Source organism: Azospirillum sp. A29 (assembly GCF_042604625.1).
GTDB lineage: Bacteria > Pseudomonadota > Alphaproteobacteria > Azospirillales > Azospirillaceae > Azospirillum > Azospirillum palustre.
The window spans coordinates 468,151-489,524 of the sequence record NZ_CP170466.1 but is presented as its reverse complement, the minus strand read 5'-3'; the positions used below and the strand labels follow the sequence as shown (position 1 = coordinate 489,524).

General features: G+C 66.2%; 24 protein-coding genes. 18 read left to right on the top strand and 6 right to left on the bottom strand.

The window, feature by feature from the left end; translation table 11 throughout:
- Positions 1-21 precede the first annotated feature (21 nt).
- Entirely contained in the window at positions 22-555 is a 534-nt protein-coding gene (locus ABNQ38_RS17120) for a thermonuclease family protein (protein WP_377809439.1), read from the top strand.
- Between the two features lie 215 nt (positions 556-770).
- Positions 771-1,574, top strand: coding sequence for a response regulator (locus ABNQ38_RS17115; RefSeq protein ID WP_377809438.1), 804 nt, complete (start codon positions 771-773; stop codon positions 1,572-1,574).
- A gap of 95 nt (positions 1,575-1,669) precedes the next feature.
- On the opposite strand, the gene ABNQ38_RS17110 is transcribed toward ABNQ38_RS17115, so the two are convergent.
- Positions 1,670-1,927 carry a GlsB/YeaQ/YmgE family stress response membrane protein gene (locus ABNQ38_RS17110; protein ID WP_098739889.1) on the bottom strand — a complete coding sequence of 86 codons (258 nt, stop codon included), beginning with the start codon at positions 1,925-1,927 and terminating at the stop codon, positions 1,670-1,672.
- Between the two features lie 221 nt (positions 1,928-2,148).
- Positions 2,149-2,802 carry a ribulose-phosphate 3-epimerase gene (gene rpe, locus ABNQ38_RS17105; RefSeq protein ID WP_377809437.1) on the bottom strand — a complete coding sequence of 218 codons (654 nt, stop codon included), beginning with the start codon at positions 2,800-2,802 and terminating at the stop codon, positions 2,149-2,151.
- Between the two features lie 231 nt (positions 2,803-3,033).
- On the opposite strand from rpe, the gene modA reads away from it, so the two are divergent.
- The 3 genes from modA to modC are packed head-to-tail and all read left to right on the top strand — an operon-like array spanning position 3,034 to position 5,672.
- Entirely contained in the window at positions 3,034-3,843 is an 810-nt protein-coding gene (gene modA, locus ABNQ38_RS17100; RefSeq protein ID WP_377809436.1) for a molybdate ABC transporter substrate-binding protein, read from the top strand.
- 10 nt (positions 3,844-3,853) lie between these two features.
- On the top strand, positions 3,854-4,549 hold the full coding sequence (modB, locus tag ABNQ38_RS17095; RefSeq protein WP_377809435.1) for a molybdate ABC transporter permease subunit: 696 nt from the start codon (positions 3,854-3,856) through the stop codon (positions 4,547-4,549).
- 1 nt (position 4,550) lies between these two features.
- A complete protein-coding gene (gene modC, locus ABNQ38_RS17090; protein WP_377809434.1) occupies positions 4,551-5,672 on the top strand; it encodes a molybdenum ABC transporter ATP-binding protein in 1,122 nt (373 codons plus the stop codon).
- Between the two features lie 52 nt (positions 5,673-5,724).
- On the opposite strand, the gene ABNQ38_RS17085 is transcribed toward modC, so the two are convergent.
- The gene (locus ABNQ38_RS17085) at positions 5,725-6,036 is read right to left on the bottom strand and encodes a hypothetical protein (protein ID WP_109096343.1); all 312 of its coding nucleotides are present in this window, start codon (positions 6,034-6,036) and stop codon (positions 5,725-5,727) included.
- 362 nt (positions 6,037-6,398) lie between these two features.
- Between ABNQ38_RS17085 and ABNQ38_RS17080 the strand changes: the two genes are divergently transcribed.
- The 9 genes from ABNQ38_RS17080 to ABNQ38_RS17040 all read left to right on the top strand — a co-directional run bounded on the left by ABNQ38_RS17080 (position 6,399) and on the right by ABNQ38_RS17040 (position 14,572).
- Positions 6,399-6,764 carry a septum formation initiator family protein gene (locus tag ABNQ38_RS17080; protein WP_377809433.1) on the top strand — a complete coding sequence of 122 codons (366 nt, stop codon included), beginning with the start codon at positions 6,399-6,401 and terminating at the stop codon, positions 6,762-6,764.
- A gap of 194 nt (positions 6,765-6,958) precedes the next feature.
- Positions 6,959-7,972, top strand: a complete 1,014-nt coding sequence (gene pdhA / locus ABNQ38_RS17075) for a pyruvate dehydrogenase (acetyl-transferring) E1 component subunit alpha (protein WP_377809432.1) — start codon at positions 6,959-6,961, stop codon at positions 7,970-7,972.
- Between the two features lie 78 nt (positions 7,973-8,050).
- Complete coding sequence (locus ABNQ38_RS17070) at positions 8,051-9,445, top strand: pyruvate dehydrogenase complex E1 component subunit beta (protein WP_377809431.1); 1,395 nt, start codon at positions 8,051-8,053, stop codon at positions 9,443-9,445.
- Between the two features lie 16 nt (positions 9,446-9,461).
- Positions 9,462-10,784 carry a pyruvate dehydrogenase complex dihydrolipoamide acetyltransferase gene (locus tag ABNQ38_RS17065; RefSeq protein WP_377809430.1) on the top strand — a complete coding sequence of 441 codons (1,323 nt, stop codon included), beginning with the start codon at positions 9,462-9,464 and terminating at the stop codon, positions 10,782-10,784.
- A 19-nt stretch (positions 10,785-10,803) separates the two neighbouring features.
- On the top strand, positions 10,804-11,106 hold the full coding sequence (locus ABNQ38_RS17060; protein WP_063634466.1) for a chorismate mutase: 303 nt from the start codon (positions 10,804-10,806) through the stop codon (positions 11,104-11,106).
- A 15-nt stretch (positions 11,107-11,121) separates the two neighbouring features.
- The gene (gene lpdA / locus ABNQ38_RS17055) at positions 11,122-12,519 is read left to right on the top strand and encodes a dihydrolipoyl dehydrogenase (RefSeq protein ID WP_109049904.1); all 1,398 of its coding nucleotides are present in this window, start codon (positions 11,122-11,124) and stop codon (positions 12,517-12,519) included.
- A 56-nt stretch (positions 12,520-12,575) separates the two neighbouring features.
- The gene (locus tag ABNQ38_RS17050; protein WP_377809429.1) at positions 12,576-13,061 is read left to right on the top strand and encodes a DUF29 domain-containing protein; all 486 of its coding nucleotides are present in this window, start codon (positions 12,576-12,578) and stop codon (positions 13,059-13,061) included.
- Between the two features lie 62 nt (positions 13,062-13,123).
- The gene (lipA, locus tag ABNQ38_RS17045; RefSeq protein WP_377809428.1) at positions 13,124-14,080 is read left to right on the top strand and encodes a lipoyl synthase; all 957 of its coding nucleotides are present in this window, start codon (positions 13,124-13,126) and stop codon (positions 14,078-14,080) included.
- Positions 14,081-14,116: 36 nt separating this feature from the next.
- Positions 14,117-14,572 carry a type II toxin-antitoxin system RatA family toxin gene (locus ABNQ38_RS17040; protein WP_109049901.1) on the top strand — a complete coding sequence of 152 codons (456 nt, stop codon included), beginning with the start codon at positions 14,117-14,119 and terminating at the stop codon, positions 14,570-14,572.
- A gap of 33 nt (positions 14,573-14,605) precedes the next feature.
- Here the strand turns inward: ABNQ38_RS17040 and ABNQ38_RS17035 are convergent, their stop codons facing one another.
- Genes ABNQ38_RS17035 through ABNQ38_RS17025 form a run of 3 tightly spaced genes read right to left on the bottom strand, consistent with a single transcriptional unit; the run spans position 14,606 to position 16,549 of the window.
- The gene (locus ABNQ38_RS17035) at positions 14,606-14,833 is read right to left on the bottom strand and encodes a 4-oxalocrotonate tautomerase (protein WP_377810090.1); all 228 of its coding nucleotides are present in this window, start codon (positions 14,831-14,833) and stop codon (positions 14,606-14,608) included.
- Between the two features lie 3 nt (positions 14,834-14,836).
- Complete coding sequence (locus tag ABNQ38_RS17030; RefSeq protein ID WP_109049900.1) at positions 14,837-15,340, bottom strand: CinA family protein; 504 nt, start codon at positions 15,338-15,340, stop codon at positions 14,837-14,839.
- A 36-nt stretch (positions 15,341-15,376) separates the two neighbouring features.
- On the bottom strand, positions 15,377-16,549 hold the full coding sequence (locus tag ABNQ38_RS17025; RefSeq protein WP_377809427.1) for a bifunctional 2-C-methyl-D-erythritol 4-phosphate cytidylyltransferase/2-C-methyl-D-erythritol 2,4-cyclodiphosphate synthase: 1,173 nt from the start codon (positions 16,547-16,549) through the stop codon (positions 15,377-15,379).
- 175 nt (positions 16,550-16,724) lie between these two features.
- On the opposite strand from ABNQ38_RS17025, the gene ABNQ38_RS17020 reads away from it, so the two are divergent.
- The 4 genes from ABNQ38_RS17020 (at position 16,725) to ntrC (ending at position 21,357) form a co-directional block, all read left to right on the top strand.
- A complete protein-coding gene (locus ABNQ38_RS17020) occupies positions 16,725-17,555 on the top strand; it encodes an inner membrane protein YpjD (RefSeq protein WP_376959227.1) in 831 nt (276 codons plus the stop codon).
- Positions 17,556-17,711: 156 nt separating this feature from the next.
- The gene (dusB, locus tag ABNQ38_RS17015; RefSeq protein WP_377809426.1) at positions 17,712-18,698 is read left to right on the top strand and encodes a tRNA dihydrouridine synthase DusB; all 987 of its coding nucleotides are present in this window, start codon (positions 17,712-17,714) and stop codon (positions 18,696-18,698) included.
- On the top strand, positions 18,698-19,912 hold the full coding sequence (locus ABNQ38_RS17010) for a nitrogen regulation protein NR(II) (RefSeq protein WP_377809425.1): 1,215 nt from the start codon (positions 18,698-18,700) through the stop codon (positions 19,910-19,912). Before dusB ends, ABNQ38_RS17010 begins: the two co-directional genes overlap by 1 nt.
- Complete coding sequence (gene ntrC / locus ABNQ38_RS17005) at positions 19,912-21,357, top strand: nitrogen regulation protein NR(I) (RefSeq protein ID WP_377809424.1); 1,446 nt, start codon at positions 19,912-19,914, stop codon at positions 21,355-21,357. The genes ABNQ38_RS17010 and ntrC overlap by 1 nt, the downstream gene beginning before the upstream one ends.
- The last annotated feature ends 17 nt before the right edge of the window (positions 21,358-21,374 follow it).

Sequence of the window (21,374 nt, the reverse complement as noted above, 5' to 3'; positions counted from 1 at the left end):
GCGACGCCGTTGGTGGCGGCGATGAGGGTGGCAACAGTCATTGCGGCGCTTTTTCTGGCCGGCTCCGCTGTAGCGCAGACCAACCAGTCGGCCAAGAGCCGCGGCCCCATCGCCAACACGCCGGACCAGACGATCAGGGGCTCCGCCATGGCGGTGGAGGGCGATCTGCTGACAATCAACGGGACGGCGGTGCGGCTGATGGGCATCGATGCGCCCGATCCGGGGCAGAAGTGCAAGAACCGCTACGGCCACGAGCTGGACTGCTTCAAGGTCGCCACCGCGGTGCTCGCCAACATGGTGAGGGGCGAGGAGGTGACCTGCACCGTCACCGAACAGGACCGCACCGGCGAGAAGAAGGGTGAATGCCGCGTGCGCGGCGTCGATCTGGGGGCTGCGATGGTGGCGCGCGGCTGGGCCTTTCAATATGCCAGCCTGTCGCCCGCCTATCAGAAGGGTGAGGCCTATGCCCAGAGCAAGCGGCTGGGGCTGTGGGCCGGGCAGGTGGAAAAGCCCTGGCAGTGGCGCAGCAGGCAGATTCGCCAGAACGCCAAGTGACCGGAAGCCAAGCGACCGGTAGGCTTGACCCTGATCGGAGGTTGCTGACCGGGCGATGACCGCCCACACCCCCATTTCCCAGTCGACCCCTCCGCCGGTCGTGGTAGGATCCGGGAAAGACGACGGACGATCATCAAGCAGGTTCCGTGGCCCGATTGGACCGGGCCGGCGCGATTCCAGAGCGGCAACTCCCACCGGGGAGCGGAGTCACGGGTATGCTCGTTTACGAATGCGAACTGTTCGAAGTGGTTCCGGTGCTGCGCCGCTATGCGCGCGCATTGACCGGTGCCACCGATCGTGGCGACGCGCTGGTGACCCGCTGTGTCGAGGCGGCGGTGATGGCACCCACCCGTTTCGGGCTGGACCGCGGCGGCGATAGTGCCCGCCTGTCGATGTACGCCCTGCTGAACCTGCTGTTCGACCGCTCTCCGGAGGAATTCGGGCCGCCCGGCCGACCCTTGCCCTCTCCCCATCCCATCGAACGGGCCCTGGCCGAACTGCCGGAGGCCGACCGTCGCCTGTATCTGCTGACCGCACTGGAGGGTCTGCCCTTGCCGCAGGCGGCGAGGGTTCTGCAATTGAGGACGGGGGAAGCGATTCCGCGGCTGAAATCCGCCCGCGCGCGGGTCCGCAGCACCATGGTGCAGCGGGTGATGGTGGTCGAGGACAACGCCCTGCTGGCGATGGAACTGGGGGCGCTGGTCGCGGAAATGGGCCATGTCGTCTGTGGCACCGCCGGCAACGAGCCGGAGGCGCTGGCCCTGCTGGATGCCGAAAAGCCGACATTGGCCCTGCTTGACGTCCGGCTGGCCGATGGCGGCAGCGGGATCGAGATCGCCCGGCGGCTGAAACGTGTGCGCGACCTGCGCACCATCTTCGTCACCGCATTCGACGATGACATCCTGGCCCGCGACGCCCGCCATCTCGGGCAGATCGTGCGGAAGCCCTTCACCAACGCCGGCATCCAGGCCGCCATTTCCCGTGCCATCTTCATGCCGCAGCCGGTGGCGCTGGCCTGATGCCCGTCACGCGATGAAAAAGGGACCGCCGGTCGTCCGGCGGTCCCTTTTTCATGTCCGGCCTACAGGCAGGCCGGCACTTCTCTGAACCGTCCTTACACCGTCGTGCGGCGGCCGGCGATCATGCGATAGATCGCCAGGATGACGATGGCGCCGACGATGGCGCCGATGAAGCCCGCGCCTTCGCCCGGCCGGTACCAACCGACGGCAGCACCCAGATAGGTGGCGACGAAGGCGCCGGCGATGCCCAGCAGGGTGGTGATGATGAAGCCGCCCGGATCGCGACCCGGCATCAGGAACTTGGCGACGATGCCGGCGAGAAAGCCGATGATGATCGTCCAGAGAATACCCATGGTGATTTCCCTTCCGTTGCGGGACCGTCTTCCCATGCCCAATAACGGGCAAAGAGGGATTTGGTTCTCAACGCCGATGGATCTTTTGGACTGGTACTCTTTCGGTAGGGCGGAGCCCCCCGGCCCTACGCCCTATCCTCCCGGCCGTCTCCCCGAACGAAAACGGCCCCGCAGCGCTCCCCAATCGGGGGCACTGCGGGGCCGCAGTCATTCGCATCGGATCAGCGCAGCGCGCTGATGTTGGCGGCGTACTGTTCCGGTCCGCCGGTGAAGGTGGCGGTGCCGGCCACCAGCACGTCGGCGCCGGCCTCGATGGCCAGACGCGCGGTTTCCGGGTTGATGCCGCCGTCCACCTCCAGGTCGATCTGCTTGCCGAGCGCGTCGATGCGGGCGCGCAGGTCGCGGATCTTCGGAAGCTGGCTCCTGATGAAGCTCTGGCCGCCGAAGCCGGGGTTCACCGTCATCACCAGCACGAGGTCGATGTCCTCCAGCACATGCTGGATCGCGTCCACCGGCGTGGCCGGGTTCAGCGACACGCCGGCCTTCTTGCCCAGCGACTTGATCAGCTGGATGGTGCGGTGAAGATGCGGACCGGCCTCCGGATGGACGGTGATGATGTCGGCACCGGCCTTGGCGAATTCCGGAACGAAGAGATCCACCGGCGAGATCATCAGGTGGATGTCGAAGACCTTGGCGGTATGGGGACGCAACGCCTTCACCACGCCCGGCCCGATGGTCAGGTTCGGCACGAAATGGCCGTCCATCACGTCGATGTGGATATAGTCGGCGCCGGCGGCATCGACCGCGCGGACCTCCTCGCCCAGCCGGGCGAAATCGGCGGAGAGAATCGAGGGGGAAATCTTGACGGCGCGCATGGGGCTTTCCTGGTGCGGGAGGTGGCTTGGACCGGGTCCGATCAGGCGAACTTCCTATCACGGCGTAGCGAGGCAAGTCATGACATGATGTGAGCGCCCGATCTGCGCGCGCAGGTTCGGCGTCTGAGAGACCGATCCAGCGTCGGCCGGGCCGTTTGAGCTTTACCGCAATTGCGAAGCGTTGTATCCAATTGAATATAGATGAAAGGTCAAATCCGGCAGGAGGTGGCGATGGTTGGGTTGTATGGGTCTCTGGGGGGCGGCCGGTTCAGGTCGGCACTGTCGGCGGTCGTCCTCGGCGTCGGGCTGACGCTCACGGCACCGGCGGCGATGGCGCAGGATGTGCTGGTGCTGGCGGCGGCCTCCACCAAGAACGCGGTGGAAAAGCTGGCTTCGCAGTTCAAGGCGAAGACCGGGGCCACCGTGACCTCCTCCTTCGCCGCTTCGTCGGCACTGGCCAAGCAGATCGAAAATGGCGCTCCGGCTGACATCTTCATCTCGGCCGATCTCGGCTGGATGGACTATCTCCAGCAACGCAACCTGATCAAGACCGACAGCCGGGTGAACCTGCTCGGCAACGAGCTGGTGGTTGTGGTGCCGAAGGGATCGACGTTGAAGCCCGACCTGTCCAAGGGCGGCAAGCTGGCGGACCAGCTGGGCGATGGGCGGCTCGCCACCGGCGACCCATCGAACGTCCCGGTCGGGAAGTACGCCAAGGCCGCGCTGGAAAAGCTGGACCAGTGGGCGGCGGTCGAACCGAAGCTGGCGCGGGCCGATAGCGTGCGCGCGGCCCTGGTTCTGGTCAGCCGCGGCGAGGTGCCGGTCGGCATCGTCTATCGCACCGACGCCGCCGTCGATCCGGGGGTGGAGGTCGCCGCAGCCTTCCCGCCCGACAGCTATCCGCCGATCACCTATCCGGCGGCGCTGGTTGCGTCCTCGAACAATCCGGCTGCCGCGTCGTTCCTCGACTTCATGAAGTCGCCGGACGGCATGGCGGTCTGGAAGGAATTCGGCTTCGTCCCGGCGCCCAAAGCACCGTAAGCTCTGCGGCATGGAAATCCTGACGCCGATGGAAACCACCGCGTTGCTGCTGAGCCTGCGTGTCGCGGGTGTCGCCATCGCGCTGGGATTGCCGCTCGCCGTGCTCGCCGCCTGGGTACTCGGCCGCTATTCCTTTCCGGGCAAGACGCTGTTCGACGGGCTGGTCCATCTGCCGCTGGTCCTGCCGCCGGTGGTCACCGGCTATATCCTGCTGGTGACCATGGGGACGAAGGGGGTGGTCGGCGGCTGGCTGTACCAGACCTTCGGGATCAAGCTGATCTTCACCGCCGAAGGGGCATCGCTGGCGGTGGCGGTGACCTCGTTCCCGCTGATGGTGCGGGCGATCCGCCTGTCGGTGGAGGCCATCGACGGCGGGCTGGAGGCGGCGGCGCGCACGCTGGGTGCCGGGCCGGTCGACCGCTTCTTCACCATTCTGCTGCCCTTGATGGCTCCCGGACTGCTGTCCGGCGCCATCGTGGCCTTCGCCGCGGCGATGGGCGAGTTCGGAGCGGTGATCACCTTCGTCTCCAACATCCCCGGCAAGACGCAGACCCTGCCGCTGGCGATCTATGCCGCGACGCAGGAACCCGGCGGCGATGCGGTGGCGGCAAGGCTGGCGGCAATCTCCTTCACCGTGGCATTGCTGGCGCTGATGCTGTCCGAATTCCTGGCGAACCGGGTTCGCCGCCTGATCGGGCAGATCTGACATGCTCGATCTGCAAATTCGCCAGAAGCTGGGCGCCTTCACACTCGACATCGCCTTCACCGCCGAGGAACGCGGCGTGACGGCGCTGTTCGGCCGTTCCGGGTCCGGCAAGACCTCGGTCATCAATGCGATTGCCGGGCTGACCCGGCCGGACGAGGGGCATATCCGCGTTGGCGACGCCGTGTTCTTCGACAGCGCCCGGCGCATCGACGTGCCGGTGGAGAAGCGGCGCATCGGCTACGTCTTCCAGGATTCGCGACTGTTTCCGCACATGACTGTCCGCAGCAACCTCGAATATGGCCTGCGCCGTGTGCCGGAAGCGGAGCGACGCATCGCCTTCGGCCCGGTGGTGGATTTGCTGGGGCTCGGCCATCTGCTGGACCGCCGTCCGCGCGGCCTGTCCGGCGGCGAGAGGCAGCGTGTCGCCTTCGGCCGCGCCCTGCTGGCGCAGCCGCGCCTTCTGCTGATGGACGAGCCGATGGCCTCGCTCGACGCCGCTCGCAAGGCGGAGATCATGCCATACATCGAGCGGCTGCGTGACGAGATGAACATTCCCATCGTCATGGTCAGCCACGCGCTGGACGAGGTGGTGCGGCTCGCCACCACCATGGTGCTGATCGGGGAGGGCAGGGTGCGTGCGTCGGGGCCGGTCGGAACGGTGATGGGCCGGCTGGACCTGTCGGCGGTGACCGGTGCGCAGCATGCCGGCGCCGTGCTGGATCTGACGGTCGAGACCCATATCCCGGAAGACGGTCTGTCGGTGCTGGCCTTCGACGGTGGACGGCTGACCGTGCCCCAGATCGACCGCCCGCCCGGCTCTGCGGTGCGGTTGCACATCCATGCCCGCGACGTGATCGTCGCGTTGCAGCCGCTGGCCGGCGTCAGTCTGCGCAACGCGCTGGCCGCGACGGTGATCGAGTTGGCAGAGGCCGGGCCATCCTCCGCCGACGTGCGGCTGGCGGTGGGCGGTTCTTTCCTGATCGCGCGCATCACCCGTGCGGCAGTGCGCGAATTGGGACTGCTGCCCGGCCGCGAGGTGGTGGCGCTGGTAAAGGGCGTTGCCTTCGAACCGGACAGCGGCGGTGCCGTATCGGACCGGCACGGGCGGGTGGTGGACGTCTAAGCGGGACGGCCCCTCATCCCGCGGAAGGGAGAGGGGCCGCTACTCGCCGCTTTTACTGCCCGCCCGAGGGGGTGGCGGATCCGCCGGTGCTGGCACCGCCACCGGCCGACCCGCCGGCGGTCGATCCGCCCGGAACGGTTTGGGTGGCACCGGTGGTCTCGTTCATCGAGTTGCCGGAGGTGCCGCCCTGGACGGGCACGCCGGTCGAAGGCGGCGGGACGGTGGTGGACCCGCTGCTCGACCCGCTGCTGGTCGTCGGGCTGGTCTGGTTGGACGCGTTGGAATTCTGGGCGTTGTGATCATCGCAGGCGGCCAGACCCAGAAGCAGGGCGGGCAGGGCCACGATCAGAAACTTGCTGCGCATGAGTGTTGCTCCTCAGCCAGTGGGCGGCGCCATCGACGGGACCTGCGGTGCGAGTACGAAGCGGACTCGGTACGGCCCCGGCGGCACCGTATGCGTCCAAACACGCCACCGGCGGTTTCATTCCATCGACCTTGGTGCTATGCCGGGTGGGTGCCTGTTCCGATGAACGGGTTTCCGGCCACCGGATGCTTACGGCGACTGATGGGAACTTTACGGGAACATCGTCGCGATTTGTGGTCGGCGCGTGACAGATACCCATTACTGGGTTGCGCAAAGAACACGAACCTTTTGCGACTTGGCTTTTCCATCTTTTTCGTTTGACCGGCGGAAAGTCGCTGTGATTCCATCATGGCACCATGACGATGATCGCCGATCTCACCGACACGCTCGCCCGCGCCGCCAAAAGCGCGATCCGCCAAGCAATCATGCCGGCGCTGTGCGCCTGCGTGGTCGCCTACTTCGCCTACTACGCGGTCCACGGCGACCGCGGGCTGGTGGCGATGAAGCAGATCCAGGGGGAGATCGCCCAGGCCGAAGGGGTCCTCAACCAGCTCCGCACCGAACGGGAGGATATGGAACGCCGCGCGCAGTTGCTGCGCGGCGACGGCCTCGACCGCGACATGCTGGAGGAGCGGGCGCGCCTGATGCTGAATTTCTCGAGCACGCGCGACGTCATCGTCAAGCTGCCGAAACTGGCTGAGCAGGACGGGGCCGGCCAGCAGAAGTAAGGGGATTTCAGCCGATTAACCGTTTCGCGGTTAATCTGAAATAGCGCTGCAAAAACAGACATTTGCGCGCCTCCTGAAGCTCGTGTAGTGTGCGCGCCATATTCGCTTCCGGTGCGGGCTCCCGTATGCCCGCAACGCGCGGCGGCAAAAGGTTCTGTCAATGACCTTTGCCGCTTGAACCCTGGGGAGGAATCATGGCCGCGTCCCGACGCCGTTCCACCAAGGCGCTGACCGACACCGCGCCCGCTCAAGCCGTCTCTTCCGAAGAGCTTCTTCATTATTATCGCGAGATGCTGCTGATCCGCCGCTTCGAAGAGAAGGCGGGCCAGCTGTATGGCATGGGTCTGATCGGCGGCTTCTGCCACCTCTACATCGGCCAGGAAGCCGTTGTGGTCGGCGTGCAGGCCGCCCTGAAGGATGGCGACAGCGTCATCACCAGCTACCGCGATCATGGCCACATGCTGGCCTGCGGCATGGACGCCAAGGGCGTGATGGCCGAGCTGACCGGCCGCATTGGGGGATACTCCAAGGGCAAGGGCGGCTCGATGCACATGTTCAGCCAGGAGAAGAACTTCTTCGGCGGCCATGGCATCGTCGGTGGGCAGGTCCCGCTCGGCACGGGTCTGGCCTTCGCGCACAAGTACAGCAACGACGGCGGCGTGGCTGCCGTGTATTGCGGCGACGGCGCGATCAACCAGGGTCAGGTCTACGAGAGCTTCAACATGGCGGCGCTGTGGAAGCTGCCTGTGCTCTTCATCATCGAGAACAACAAATACGCGATGGGCACCTCGCAGGAGCGCGCCTCTGCCGGCGAGCTGCACCAGCGCGGCGCGGCCTACGGCATCCCCGGCTATCAGGTCAACGGCATGGACGTGCTGGAGGTCAAGGCCGCGGCGGACCAGTGGGTGCCGCACATCCGCGGGGGCAACGGCCCCGTCATTCTCGAGATGAAGACCTACCGCTACCGCGGCCACTCGATGTCCGACCCGGCCAAGTACCGGACGAAGGAAGAGGTCGAGAAGATGCGGTCGGAATCCGATCCCATCGATCAGCTGAAGTCGAAGATCCTGGCCGGCAACCACGCCGATGAGGACAAGCTGAAGGAGATCGATCGCGAGGTGAAGGCGATCGTCACCGAATCGGCTGAATTCGCCCAGCAGAGCCCGGAGCCCGATCCGTCGGAGCTGTGGACCGACATTCTCGTCTGATCCTGACGTCAACGATAAGCGGGAGCGGCGCCTTGTGGGACGGGAAACCGGATTCCCCGCGCCGCCGGAGGTTGAGGAATGCCGATCGAAGTGCTGATGCCGGCCCTGTCGCCCACGATGACAGAGGGCAAACTGGCGAAATGGTTGAAGAAGGAAGGTGACTCGGTGAAGTCCGGCGATGTCCTCGCCGAGATCGAAACCGACAAGGCGACCATGGAGGTCGAGGCGGTCGATGAAGGCCGCGTCGGCAAGATCCTGATCGCCGAAGGCACCGACAACGTCGCCGTGAACACCCCCATCGCCGTCCTGCTGGAAGAGGGCGAGGACGAGAGCGCGCTGAGCAAGGGCGGCAACGCCCCGACCGCCGCCGCTCCGGCCGCTGCCGCTCCCGCCCCGGCGGCGGAAGCCGCTCCGGCTCCGGCTCCGGCACCCACGGTGCCGGCGGCTCCGGTCGCGGCGCCCGCGTCGGACGAGGACAGGTTCATGGCCAAGACCGTCAAGAAGACGGTCCGCGAAGCTCTGCGCGACGCGATGGCCGAGGAAATGCGCCGTGACGACAAGGTCTTCGTCATGGGTGAGGAGGTCGCGCAGTACCAGGGCGCCTACAAGGTGACCCAGGGCCTGCTGCAGGAATTCGGCGAGCGTCGCGTCATCGACACGCCGATCACCGAGATCGGCTTCGCCGGTCTTGGTGTCGGCGCCGCCTTCAAGGGCTTGAAGCCGGTCGTCGAGTTCATGACCTTCAACTTCGCCATGCAGGCGATCGACCACATCATCAACTCGGCCGCCAAGACGCTGTATATGTCGGGCGGTCAGATGAGCAACTCGATCGTGTTCCGCGGCCCCAACGGCGCCGCCGCCCGCGTCGGTGCCCAGCACTCGCAGTGCTACGCCTCGTGGTACGCCCATTGCCCGGGCCTGAAGGTCGTGTCGCCCTGGTCGGCGGCCGATGCCAAGGGTCTGCTGAAGGCGGCGATCCGTGACGCCAACCCGATCGTCTTCCTCGAGAACGAGATCCTCTACGGCCAGAGCTTCGAGGTTCCGGAGGACGAGGACTTCGTTCTGCCGATCGGCAAGGCCAAGGTCGAGCGCGCCGGCAAGGACGTGACGATCACCGCCTTCTCGATCATGGTTGGCCATGCCCTGGCCGCCGCCGAGATCCTGGCCAAGGAAGGCATCGACGCGGAGGTCATCAACCTGCGCACGATCCGTCCGCTCGACACCGAGACCATCGTCAACAGCGTCAAGAAGACCAACCGCCTCGTCTCCGTCGAGGAGGGCTGGCCCTTCGCCGGCATCGGTTCGGAAATGTGTGCGCTGATGATGGAGCAGGCGTTCGACTATCTCGACGCGCCGGTGGCCCGCGTGGCCGGCCTGGATGTGCCGATGCCCTACGCCGCCAACCTAGAAAAGCTGGCGTTGCCGCAGGTCGATCACATCGTCAAGGCCGCCAAGCAAGCCTGCTACCGTTGAGAGGAGGGCTGATAGGATGACCGTTCAGATTCTGATGCCCGCCCTCTCGCCCACGATGACCGAGGGCAACCTCGCCAAGTGGCTGAAGAAGGAAGGCGACACGGTGAAGTCCGGCGACGTGCTCGCCGAGATCGAAACCGACAAGGCCACCATGGAAGTCGAAGCGGTCGATGAAGGCCGCATCGGCAAGATCCTGATCCCGGCCGGCAGCCAGGGCGTGGCGGTGAACACCCCCATCGCCATCCTGCTGGAAGAGGGCGAGGACGATAGCGCGCTGGCGTCGGCCGGTTCTGCCCCGGCCCCGGCCCCGGCAGCCGCTGCTCCGGCCGCCGCCCCGGCGCCCACGGCAGCCCCGGCTGCCGCCGCTGCTCCGGCTCCGGCCGCTCCCGCTCCGGCGGCAGCTGGCGAGCGCGTGTTCGCCAGCCCGCTGGCCCGCCGCATCGCCGAGCAGGCCGGCGTCGACCTGAAGACCGTCAAGGGCACCGGCCCGCACGGCCGCATCGTCAAGGCTGACGTCGAGGCCGCCAAGGCCGCCGGCCCGGCCAAGGCCGCTGCCGCCCCGGCTCCGGCCGCCGCTCCGGCTCCCGCCGCTGCACCGGCCCCGGCTCCCAAGGCCGAGGGTGTGGATGCCAAGGCGCTCGCCGACAAGCTGGGCATGGCCTACACCGCCGTGCCGAACAGCGGCATGCGCAAGACCATCGCCAAGCGTCTCGGCGAGGTAAAGCGCACGGTCCCCGACTACTTCCTGACGGTGGATGTCGAGATCGACGCGCTGATGAAGGTCCGTGCCGAGCTGAATGGCCGGTCCGACGCCTACAAGCTGTCGGTGAACGACTTCATCATCCGCGCCGTGGCGCTGGCGCTGAAGAAGGTCCCGGCGCTGAACGCCGCCTGGACCGACGAGGCGATGCTGCAGTTCCAGCATGCCGACATCTCGGTCGCCGTCGCCACCCCGACCGGGCTGATCACCCCGATCGTCAAGAAGGCGGAGACCAAGGGTCTGGCCGACATCTCCAACGAGATGAAGGTGCTGGCCAAGAAGGCGCGCGACAACGCGCTGAAGCCGGAAGAGTATCAGGGCGGCACCATCTCCATCTCCAACCTGGGCATGATGGGGATCAAGCAGTTCCAGGCGATCATCAACCCGCCGCAGGCCTGCATCCTGGCGGTCGGCGCCAGCGAGCAGCGCCCGGTTGTCAAGGACGGCGCTTTGGCCATCGCCACGGTGATGAGCCTGACCGGCACCTTCGATCACCGCGTGGCCGATGGCGCCGTCGGTGCGGAATTCCTTGGAGCGGTGAAGAAGCTGCTCGAGGATCCGCTCTCGATGCTGCTCTGACGGTTAGAGGACCGGCTCCATGTCGAAAAGCCTTGCCCCGCTTCGCGCCGAGATCGACGCCATCGACGACGAGATCGTCGCATTGCTGGGCAAGCGCCTGTCCGTCGTCCACCGCGTCGCAGCGGTGAAGATGGCGGAGAACCTGCCGGCCGTCCTGCCCGACCGCGTCGAAGCGGTCAAACGGCGGGCGGCCGAGGCGGGTTTGGCGTACGGCCTGGATCCGGACTTCATGGCTACCCTGTACCAGACGATCATCGACGAGGCGTGCCGGGTCGAGGAAGGCATCTTTGCCGCCGGCCGCGAGGATGCGCCTCGCTCCTGAATGGGGAGAACACCCTTGGCCGACATCAATTACGACGTCATCGTCATCGGCGGCGGACCGGGCGGTTACGTGGCGGCGATCCGCGCCGCGCAGCTGGGCCTGCACACCGCGGTCATCGAGCGTGAAAACCTGGGCGGCATCTGCCTGAACTGGGGCTGCATCCCGACCAAGGCGCTGCTGCGCTCGGCCGAGGTGCTGCATCTCGCCAAGCACGCGTCCGACTATGGTCTGGTCATCCAGAACCCGTCCTTCGACCTCGACAAGGTCGTCGCCCGTTCGCGCAAGGTCGCGGGCCAGCTCAACGGCGGCGTCAAGCACCTGCTGAAGAAGAACAAGGTCGCGGTGATAGAAGGCTCCGCCAAGCTGCTCGGCAAGGGGCAGGTGGCGGTTTCCAAGGGCGAGGCCCCGGTCGGCACCTTCGGCGCCAAGCACATCATCATCGCCACCGGCGCCCGTGCCCGCACGCTGCCGGGCCTGGAGGATGACGGCAAGCTGGTCTGGACCTACCGCAAGGCGATGACCCCGGATGCCATGCCGAAGTCGCTGCTGGTCATCGGCTCCGGCGCCATCGGCATCGAGTTCGCCAGCTTCTACAATGCGCTCGGCGCCAAGGTCACCGTGGTCGAGGTGATGGACCGCATCCTTCCGGTAGAGGATGAGGAAATCTCGGGCTTGGCCCGGAAAGCCTTCGAAAAGCAGGGCATGCGCATCATCACCGGCGGCAAGGCCGGCAACCTGCGCAAGGCCGCCGACAGCGTGACCGTGGCCGTCGAGGCCGGCGGCAAGACCGAGGACATCACGGTCGACCGCGTAATCGTCGCCGTCGGCATCAGCCCGAACACCGAGAACCTCGGGCTGGAGAACACGAAGGTCAAGACCGACCGCGGCCACATCCAGACCAACGGCATGTGCGAGACCGACGAGCCGGGCGTCTACGCCATCGGCGACGTGACCGGCGCCCCCTGGCTCGCCCACAAGGCCAGCCACGAGGGTGTCATCGTGGCCGAGCACATCGCTGGCAAGCATCCGCATGCGCTGAACGTTCGCAACATCCCGGGCTGCACCTATTCGCACCCGCAGATCGCGTCGGTCGGCCTGACGGAGAAGAAGGCGAAGGAAGCCGGCTACGAGATCAAGGTCGGCCGTTTCCCGTTCGTCGGCAACGGCAAGGCCATCGCGCTCGGCGAGCCGGAAGGCCTGATCAAGACCATCTTCGACGCCAAGACCGGCGAGATGCTGGGCGCCCACATGATCGGTGCGGAAGTGACCGAGCTGATCCAGGGTTACGGCATCGCCAAGTCGTCGGAGCTTACCGAGGCCGAGCTGATGCACACGGTGTTCCCGCATCCGACCCTGTCGGAGATGATGCATGAGTCGGTCCTTGATGCCTATGGCCGGGCGATCCACTTTTAACTAGGATCTTCCACTAGGATTTCCTGGGGTGACGTTTTCCCAAACCGGACGGAGCGATGGACCGCAGCAGCGCCGCCTATGACGAGGATTTCTACGCCTGGACGCAAGCCCAGGCGCAGGAGCTTCGCCGTGCCGGCGCCGAGCGGAATAACGCCCCGGTCGACTGGGAGAACGTCGCCGAGGAGATCGAGAGCATCGGCCGCAGCCAGAAGTCCGAGATCGACCATCGCCTTGGCGTCCTGCTGGTCCATTTGTTGAAGTGGATGTTCTGTCCCGACCTTCGGGAGCGGTGCGAGCGTGGCTGGCGGCTGACCGTCAGGGAGCAGCGCAAGAAGCTGATCCGCGAGATCAAGGACAGCCCAAGCCTTCGGCCCTACACCGCCGACGTTTTTGCCGATATATACTCGGATGCCCGCCTGCGGGCAGCCGTCGAGGCGGATACCCCTGACGGCCATTTCCCGGTCGAGCCGCCTTTCACGCTTGACCAAGCGCTCGATCCGGCCTATCCGGCCGAACTGTTTCCGCCGGAATGGCGGGTTTGACATCCTCATCGCACCTATTGTCGGGGCCGGGGCATCGCGTCGGCCATCGGGAGCTTTAGACCATGACCCTCGTCGATCAGACCGAGAAGCTGCGCCACCCCGAAAAGGCCCATAAGCCCGACAACCCCATCCAGCGCAAACCGGCCTGGATCCGGGTCAAGGCGCCGATGAGCCAGGAATACAACGAGACCCGCCAGCTGATGCGCGGGCTGAAGCTGAACACGGTGTGCGAAGAGGCCGCCTGCCCGAACATCGGGGAGTGCTGGAAGCAGAAGCACGCCACCTTCATGATCCTGGGCTCCATCTGCACGCGCGGCTGTGCCTTCTGCAACGTGGAGACCGGGCGTCCGGATCTGCTCGACCCGCATGAGCCGGAGAAAGTCGCGGAGGCCGTCGGTCAGCTGAAGCTGTCCCATGTCGTCATCACCTCGGTCGACCGCGACGATCTGGCCGACGGTGGTGCCGAGCATTTCGCCCGCACCATCCGCGCCATCCGCGTCGCGTCGCCAACGACCACCATCGAAATCCTGACCCCCGACTTCCAGAAGAAGAAGGGCGCGGTCGAGGTGGTGGTGGAGGCCAAGCCCGACGTCTTCAACCACAATCTGGAAACCGCGCCGCGCCTCTACCCGACGATCCGTCCCGGCGCGCGCTACTTCGCCTCGCTGCAACTGCTGGCGCGGGTGAAGGAACTGGATCCGACGATCTTCACCAAGTCCGGCCTGATGGTCGGCCTGGGCGAGACCAAGGAGGAGATCGGGCAGGTGATGGACGATCTTCGCTCCGCCGATGTGGACTTTCTGACGATTGGGCAGTATCTCCAGCCCACGCCCAAGCATGCGGCGGTGGATCGCTTCGTGACTCCTGAGGAGTTCGACGGTTATTCCACTGTTGGCCGCGGCAAGGGATTCCTGCTGGTGGCCTCGTCGCCGCTGACGCGCTCGTCCTACCATGCGGGTGCGGATTTCGAGAAGCTGCGCGAAGCCCGGCTGCGCAAGCTGGGGGTCGCCGCCGCCTGATCCAGGCGGTTCAATAAGAAAGGACACGGTACGGGCATGCCGACGCACGCGGAGAAGAAGGTTCTTCCCTACACGCCCCAGCAGATGTACGACCTGGTCGCGGACGTGGAGAAGTATCCGGAGTTTCTGCCCTGGTGCCTCGCGGCCCGCATCCGCAAGCGCGAAGACAACGTGATGTTCGCGGACCTGATCATCGGTTTCAAAATGGTCCGCGAACGCTTCACCTCACGGGTGGAGTTGCACGAGCCCGACTGCCGGATCAACGTGCAGTACACCGACGGGCCGTTCCAGTATCTGAACAATCACTGGATCTTCAACGAGCATCCCGGCGGCTGCTGTGTCGACTTCTTCGTCGATTTCGAGTTCCGCTCGAAGATGCTGCAGAAGATCATGGGCCTGCTGTTCAATGAGGCTGTCCGCCGCATGGTGCAGGCCTTCGAAACGCGTGCGGCCCAGCTTTACGGGCCGGGCCGGGCGACGCAGCCAGCCTGACGCCGGCCGCGGACGATTGAGGCGGGTGGCCGGTCAGCTCTTGTCCGACCACAGCTCCCCGCCGCTCGCCCAATCGCTCTTCTTCACGTCCTGAAAGATGATGTCCACCGCGGACGGCGAGCAGCCGAGGACCTTCACGGTCGCCTCGGTCAACGCCTTGGCGTATTCGCGCTTCTGTTCGACGGTGCGTCCTTCGAACAGCTGGATGTTGATGGTCGGCATCTGGTCTTTTTCCTTCGTGGTGAAGAGCTTGTCGGCGATTTTTCAGCGCAGGCTTCCGGTCGGCCGGGCGAGCCGCAGCCGCTCCAGCGCCGCCTGGACCGTTGCCATCCGCACAGCGTCGCGGTCGCCGGGGAAGGTGTATTCCTTGGCCTTGGCAGCCCCGCCGCGCACGGCGGTGGCGACATAGACCCGGCCCACCGGCTTGGTTTCCGTGGCCCCGCCGGGGCCGGCGATTCCCGTCACCGCCACCGTCACGTCGGCCCGCGACTTTGCCAGCGCGCCGACCGCCATGGCGACTGCCACCTCCGGGCTGACGGCACCATGGGCATGCAGCAGGCTGGCGGGCACGGCCAGCACCTCGGTCTTGGCGATGTTGGTGTAGGTGACGAAGCCGCGGTCGACCACCTTGGACGAGCCGGCTATGTCGGTCAGGGCGCCGGCGATCAGGCCGCCGGTGCAGGATTCGGCCGTAGCCAGCATGAAGCCGGCGAGGCCGTATTCGGCAAGCGTCTGAGCGGCGAGGTCGCGGATGATCTCGGGAAACATGACGGCCTCTCCCGGTTCGTATCGTTCGCCGGGATGTTAGCCCGGAAGTCGGACGGTCGCCACAGCCTGTGCCGCAATACCCTCGCGCCGGCCGGTGAAGCCCAGTTGTTCAGTGGTGGTCGCCTTCACGCTGACACGCCCGACCTCGATGCCCAGAATCTGGGCAATGCGGTCCGCCATGGCGGCGCGGTGGGGGCCGACCTTCGGCCGCTCGCAGATGATGGTCAGGTCGGCATGGGCAATGACGCCGCCGCGCTCCGCCACCAGATCGGCGGCATGGCGCAGGAACCTGGCGCTGTCGGCCCCGCGCCAACGCGGATCGGTCGGCGGAAAGTGGCTGCCGATGTCGCCGGCAGCCAGCGCCCCGAGAATGGCGTCGGTCAGGGCATGCAATCCGACATCCGCGTCGGAGTGGCCTTCCAGCCCATGGCTGTGGGGGACGCGCAGGCCGCAGAGCGTCACGAAGTCGCCATCGGTGAAGCGGTGGACATCGAAACCGCTGCCGGTCCGCACGTCCCACAGGCTGCTCATGATCGCGCGGGTGGCGCGGGTCAGGTCGTCGGGGGTGGTCACCTTGAAATTGTCCTCCTTGGACGGCACCAGCGCCACGGTCAGCCCGGCACGCTCCGCCACCGCGGCATCGTCGGTCAGCGACAGGCCCACGGCGGACCGGTGGGCTTCGAGAATATCGGGGAAGCGGAAGCCCTGCGGTGTCTGCGCCCGCCACAGCCCGTCGCGGTCGACCGTGCCGGTGATGGCGTTCCCGCTGCCGCGCTTCAGCGTATCGGCCACCGGCACCGCCGCGATGGCGCCCGGCGTGCTGTCCAGTGCCGCGATCACCGCAGCGATGGTGTCCGCATCGATCAGGGGGCGGGCTGCGTCGTGGATCAGCACGAGATCGGGTGCGCCATCGGCGGCCAAGGCCTCCAACCCATTGCGGACCGAGTCCTGACGGCTGGCGCCGCCGGCAACCGGGTGGGGCAGGGCAAGTCCGGACAGGGCGGCGTCATAGGCATCGCGCCATGTCGGGTCGATCACCACGCGCACGCCGGTGACCTGAGGATGGCCCCGGAAAGCCTCCACCGTCCGTCGCAGCACCGGCTTGCCGGCGAGGTCGAGATATTGTTTCGGCCGCTCGGCCCCGAATCGCTGTCCGGACCCTCCGGCCACGATCAAAGCAATACAGGTGGGGGCGATGCAGGTGGGCATAAGGCAAACCGTAAGATATGATAGCCACTTGACGGAAACGTCGCGGAGCCTAGCCTGTCGCCGTGGTTCCGCCAAGTGCCGAGCCTTGCCGCCGAGATGCTCCGGACAATGTCAGGGAGCCGGCCGGCACGCTCCGGCAGCATGATGGCGGAAAGACGGGAGTGCATTCGGGTCCATGTCGCAGAACATCTTTTTGAGCCTGACGGCGCTGGTGGCCCTGGTGCCTGCCGCCCTCTACCCCTACCGGCGTATCGCGGGGCAGGGCGTGGAGGGGCGCGGCTGGGCTTTCTGGGGCGCGTTGCTGCTCGCAGCCGCCGGGCCCGGCATGTGGGCGATCCTACAGGTTGCCGGCCAATGGCAGACCGGATTCTCGACGGCGCTGTGGGTGACGACGGCCGCCTGCATGGCGCTGTTCATCGGGCTGAGCCTGTTCCATGCCACCGCCTGGAGGCTGGCGCCGCTGCTGCTGCCCTATCTGCTGGTGGTCTGCCTGCTGGCGACCCTGACCGAGGATGCGCCGGCGCCGATCCTGCGCGGCAATGCGCCGGGCGTGTGGATCGACCTGCACATCGCCGTGTCGGTCTTCACCTATGCCCTGCTGACGCTCAGCGCCGTGTCGTCCTTTGCCGCGGTGATCCAGACCCGGGCGCTGAAGTCCAAGCGGCCAACCCCGCTCAGCCGCTTCCTGCCGCCGGTGGCGGAGAGTGAGCGGCTGCAACTGCGCCTGCTGATCGCGTCCGAAGTGGTGCTGGGTGCCGGGCTCGCCACCGGCATGGCCGTGCTCTATTTCGAGCAGGGGCTGCTGTTCCGCACCGACCATAAGAGCCTGCTGTCGCTCGCGACCTTCATCGTGATCGGAATCCTGCTGCTTGCCGAATACCGGACCGGGGTGCGCGGACGGACGGCGGCGCGCACCATGCTGATCGTCTATCTCCTGGCGACACTTGCCTATCCCGGTGTCAAGTTCGTCTCGAACGTGCTGATCGGGCAGTGGACCTGGAGCTGAGCCGGAAATCGGCGCAAGCCGGTGGAAGATCATGGGTTTAGGAGGGGGCTTGAGCGCGGCGGCCGGGCTTCGTCCTTGCGCACGACTGTCGCCACGTGATAACTTGCCCAAATTGACGGCACTTTGTTGATTTGCCCATCAATCGGGCAGGTGAGAATGACCATACAAATCGGACCCATCACGCTCGCCGGACCGGTGATCCTGGCGCCCATGTCGGGTGTCTCCGACCTGCCGTTCCGCCGTCTGGTGAAGCGCGCGGGCTGCGGCCTCGTCGTGTCTGAGATGATTGCCAGCCAGGCGATGATCCGCGAGAACCGCCAGACCCTGCGCATGGTGGAAACCGAGCCGGAAGAGTTTCCGATGGCGGTCCAGCTCGCCGGCTGTGAGCCCGAGGTGATGGCCGAGGCGGCGAAGCTGAACGAGGACCGCGGCGCCGCGGTCGTCGACATCAATTTCGGCTGCCCGGTCAAGAAGGTGGTGAACGGCCATGCCGGCTCCTCCCTGATGCGGGACGAGGCACTGGCCGGCCGCATCCTGGAGGCGGTGGTGAAGGCCGTCAGCATTCCGGTGACTCTGAAGATGCGGCTGGGCTGGGACGAGACCAACCGGAACGCCCCCAACCTCGCCCGCATCGCCGAGCAGTGCGGCATCAGGATGGTGACGGTCCATGGCCGCACCCGCATGCAGTTCTACACCGGCACCGCCGACTGGACCTATGTGCGCCATGTGAAGGAGGCGGTGAAAATCCCCATTGTCGTCAATGGCGACATCGCCAGCTTCGAGGCGGTGGACCGTGCGCTCGCCGAATCCGGCGCCGACGGCGTGATGATCGGACGCGGCAGCTATGGCCGCCCCTGGTTCCCGTCGCAGGTCATGCACTACCTGCGCACCGGCGAGAAGCTGCCCGACCCGACGCTGCCCGAGCAGATGGATACGCTGCTGGAGCATTTCGACAGCATGCTGAGCCATTACGGCACGGACGGCGGCATCAAGGTCGCCCGCAAGCATGTCTCCTGGTACTCGACCGGTCTGCGCGGCTCCAACGAGTTCCGGCAGGAGGTCAACCAGCTGGGCGACCCGAACGCGGTGCGCGAGCGCATCCGTGCCTTCTATGTACCGGCAATCGAAAGGATGGCCGCCTGATGGATCCCGTACCGATGACCGCTCCGGGCCAGCGTGGCCGCAACCGGTCGGGTGCCGCCAGAGCGCCGCGGCTGGACTCGCTGGTGGTGCTGAACAGCCTGCCCGATCCGGTGCTGGTGGTGGACGGCAACGGCGACATCCGCTTCGTCAATCTGGAAGGGCAGGAGTTCTTCGACCTGTCCGCCAACGCCATGGAAGGCATGCCGCTGCCCGATCTGCTGCCGCCCGACAGCCCGGTGATGGGCCTGATCGAACAGGTGCGCCGGGGCAGCCGCCGGGTGTCGCAGGACGGTGTCATCATCGACACGCCCCGCATTGGCCCGCACCATGTAACGGTGCAGGTGGCGACCATGGGCGACCCGCCCGACCATGTGGTGCTGACCATCCATGAACGGTCACTCGCCCGCAAGATCGACCATTCGCTGACTCACCGCCACGCTGCGCGCTCCGTCACCGCCATGGCGGCGATGCTGGCGCACGAGGTGAAGAACCCGCTGTCCGGTATCCGTGGCGCCGCCCAGCTGCTGGAGGAGAACGCCAACGACCAGGACCGGGTGCTGACCCGCCTGATCTGCGACGAGGCCGACCGCATCGTGGCGCTGGTCAACCGGATGGAGGTGTTCTCCGACGAACGGCCGCTCGAACGCGCGGCTGTGAACATCCACACCGTTCTGGAACATGTGCGGAAAGTGGCCCAGAGCGGCTTTGCCCGAAAAATACGCTTTGTCGAGCGTTACGACCCGTCATTGCCTTCTGTTTATGGCAATCGCGACCAACTTGTGCAGGTTTTCCTGAATCTGGTTAAAAATGCGGCAGAGGCTGCACCGGAATTGGGCGGCGAGATCACACTGACGACCTCCTATCAGCACGGTGTGCGCATGGCGCTGCCCGGCGGGGACGTGCGTCGGCACCTGCCCCTGTTGGTGACGGTTCAGGATAACGGCGACGGTATTCCGGAAGATCTTCAGTCCAACCTCTTCGATCCGTTCGTGACCAGCAAAGTGAACGGGACTGGCCTTGGTCTTGCATTGGTGGCGAAACTGATAGGCGACCATGGCGGAACCATCGAGTTCGACAGCCAGCCTCGCCGTACCGTCTTCAAGGTGTCGCTGCCGATGTACGATGATTCGAAATACGACGAACCGAAGCTTTCCGGAGACTCGAAGATTTCTGACGCTGGCTTGCAGTCCAAGGGCGGCCGGGGGACTCGTTGATGAGCGCAGCGACCATTCTCATCGCGGATGACGACCGCGCCATCCGCACCGTCCTGACGCAGGCCCTGGCCCGGCTGGGGCACGAGGTCCGCACCACCGGCAACGCTGCGACGCTGTGGCGCTGGGTGGCCGACGGGCAGGGGGATCTGGTCATCACCGACGTGGTGATGCCGGACGAAAACGGCCTGGACCTGATCCCGCGCATCAAGAAGCTGCGGCCAGAAATGCGCGTCATCGTGATGAGCGCGCAGAACACGCTGATCACCGCGGTGAAAGCGGCGGAGCGTGGGGCCTTCGAATATCTGCCCAAGCCGTTCGACCTGAAGGAACTGGTTTCCGTCGTCGAACGCGCGCTGAACACCAATACCCCGCCGGCCGCCATGCCGGGCGGCGACGTGGAGGGCGAGGAACAGCTGCCGCTGATCGGCCGCTCGCCCGCCATGCAGGAAATCTACCGGGTGCTGGCCCGCCTGATGGGCACCGACCTGACGGTGATGATCACCGGCGAGTCCGGCACCGGCAAGGAACTGGTGGCCCGTGCGCTGCACGATTACGGCAAGCGGCGCAACGGCGCCTTCGTCGCCATCAACATGGCCGCCATTCCGCGCGAACTGATCGAATCCGAACTGTTCGGCCACGAGAAGGGCGCTTTCACCGGCGCCACCAACCGGTCGACCGGCCGGTTCGAGCAGGCGCAGGGCGGCACGCTGTTCCTGGACGAAATCGGCGACATGCCGCTCGACGCCCAGACCCGGCTGCTGCGCGTGCTGCAGGAAGGCGAATACACCACCGTCGGCGGGCGCACCGCGATCAAGACCGACGTACGCATCATCGCGGCAACCCACCGCGACCTGCGCACCCTGATCCGCCAAGGACTGTTCCGTGAGGATTTGTTCTACCGCCTGTGCGTGGTGCCGATCCGCCTGCCTCCGCTGCGCGAGCGGACGGAAGACATCCCGCTGCTGGTCCGCCATTTCCTGAATATCGGCATCAGCCAGGGGCTCCCGGCCAAGAGCATCGATCAGGCGGCGATGGACCGGTTGAAGCGCTATCGCTGGCCCGGCAACGTCCGTGAACTGGAAAATCTCGTTCGCCGTCTGGCCGCCCTCTATTCGCAGGAGGTGATCGGCCTGGACGTGGTGGAGGCGGAACTCGCCGACGCCACACCGGCCGCCCAGCCGGTGGAGGAGCCGCAGAGCGAGGGCCTGTCCTCGGCCGTCGAGCGCCACCTGAAAGACTATTTCGCCGCCCACAAGGACGGCATGCCGTCCAACGGGCTGTATGACCGGGTGCTGCGCGAAATCGAACGGCCACTGATCTCGCTCAGCCTGTCGGCGACCCGCGGCAACCAGATCAAGGCGGCACAGCTGCTCGGCCTGAACCGGAACACGTTGCGCAAGAAGATCCGCGACCTCGACATTCAGGTGATGCGCGGCATCAAATAGCCGCATCCGGCAGCATG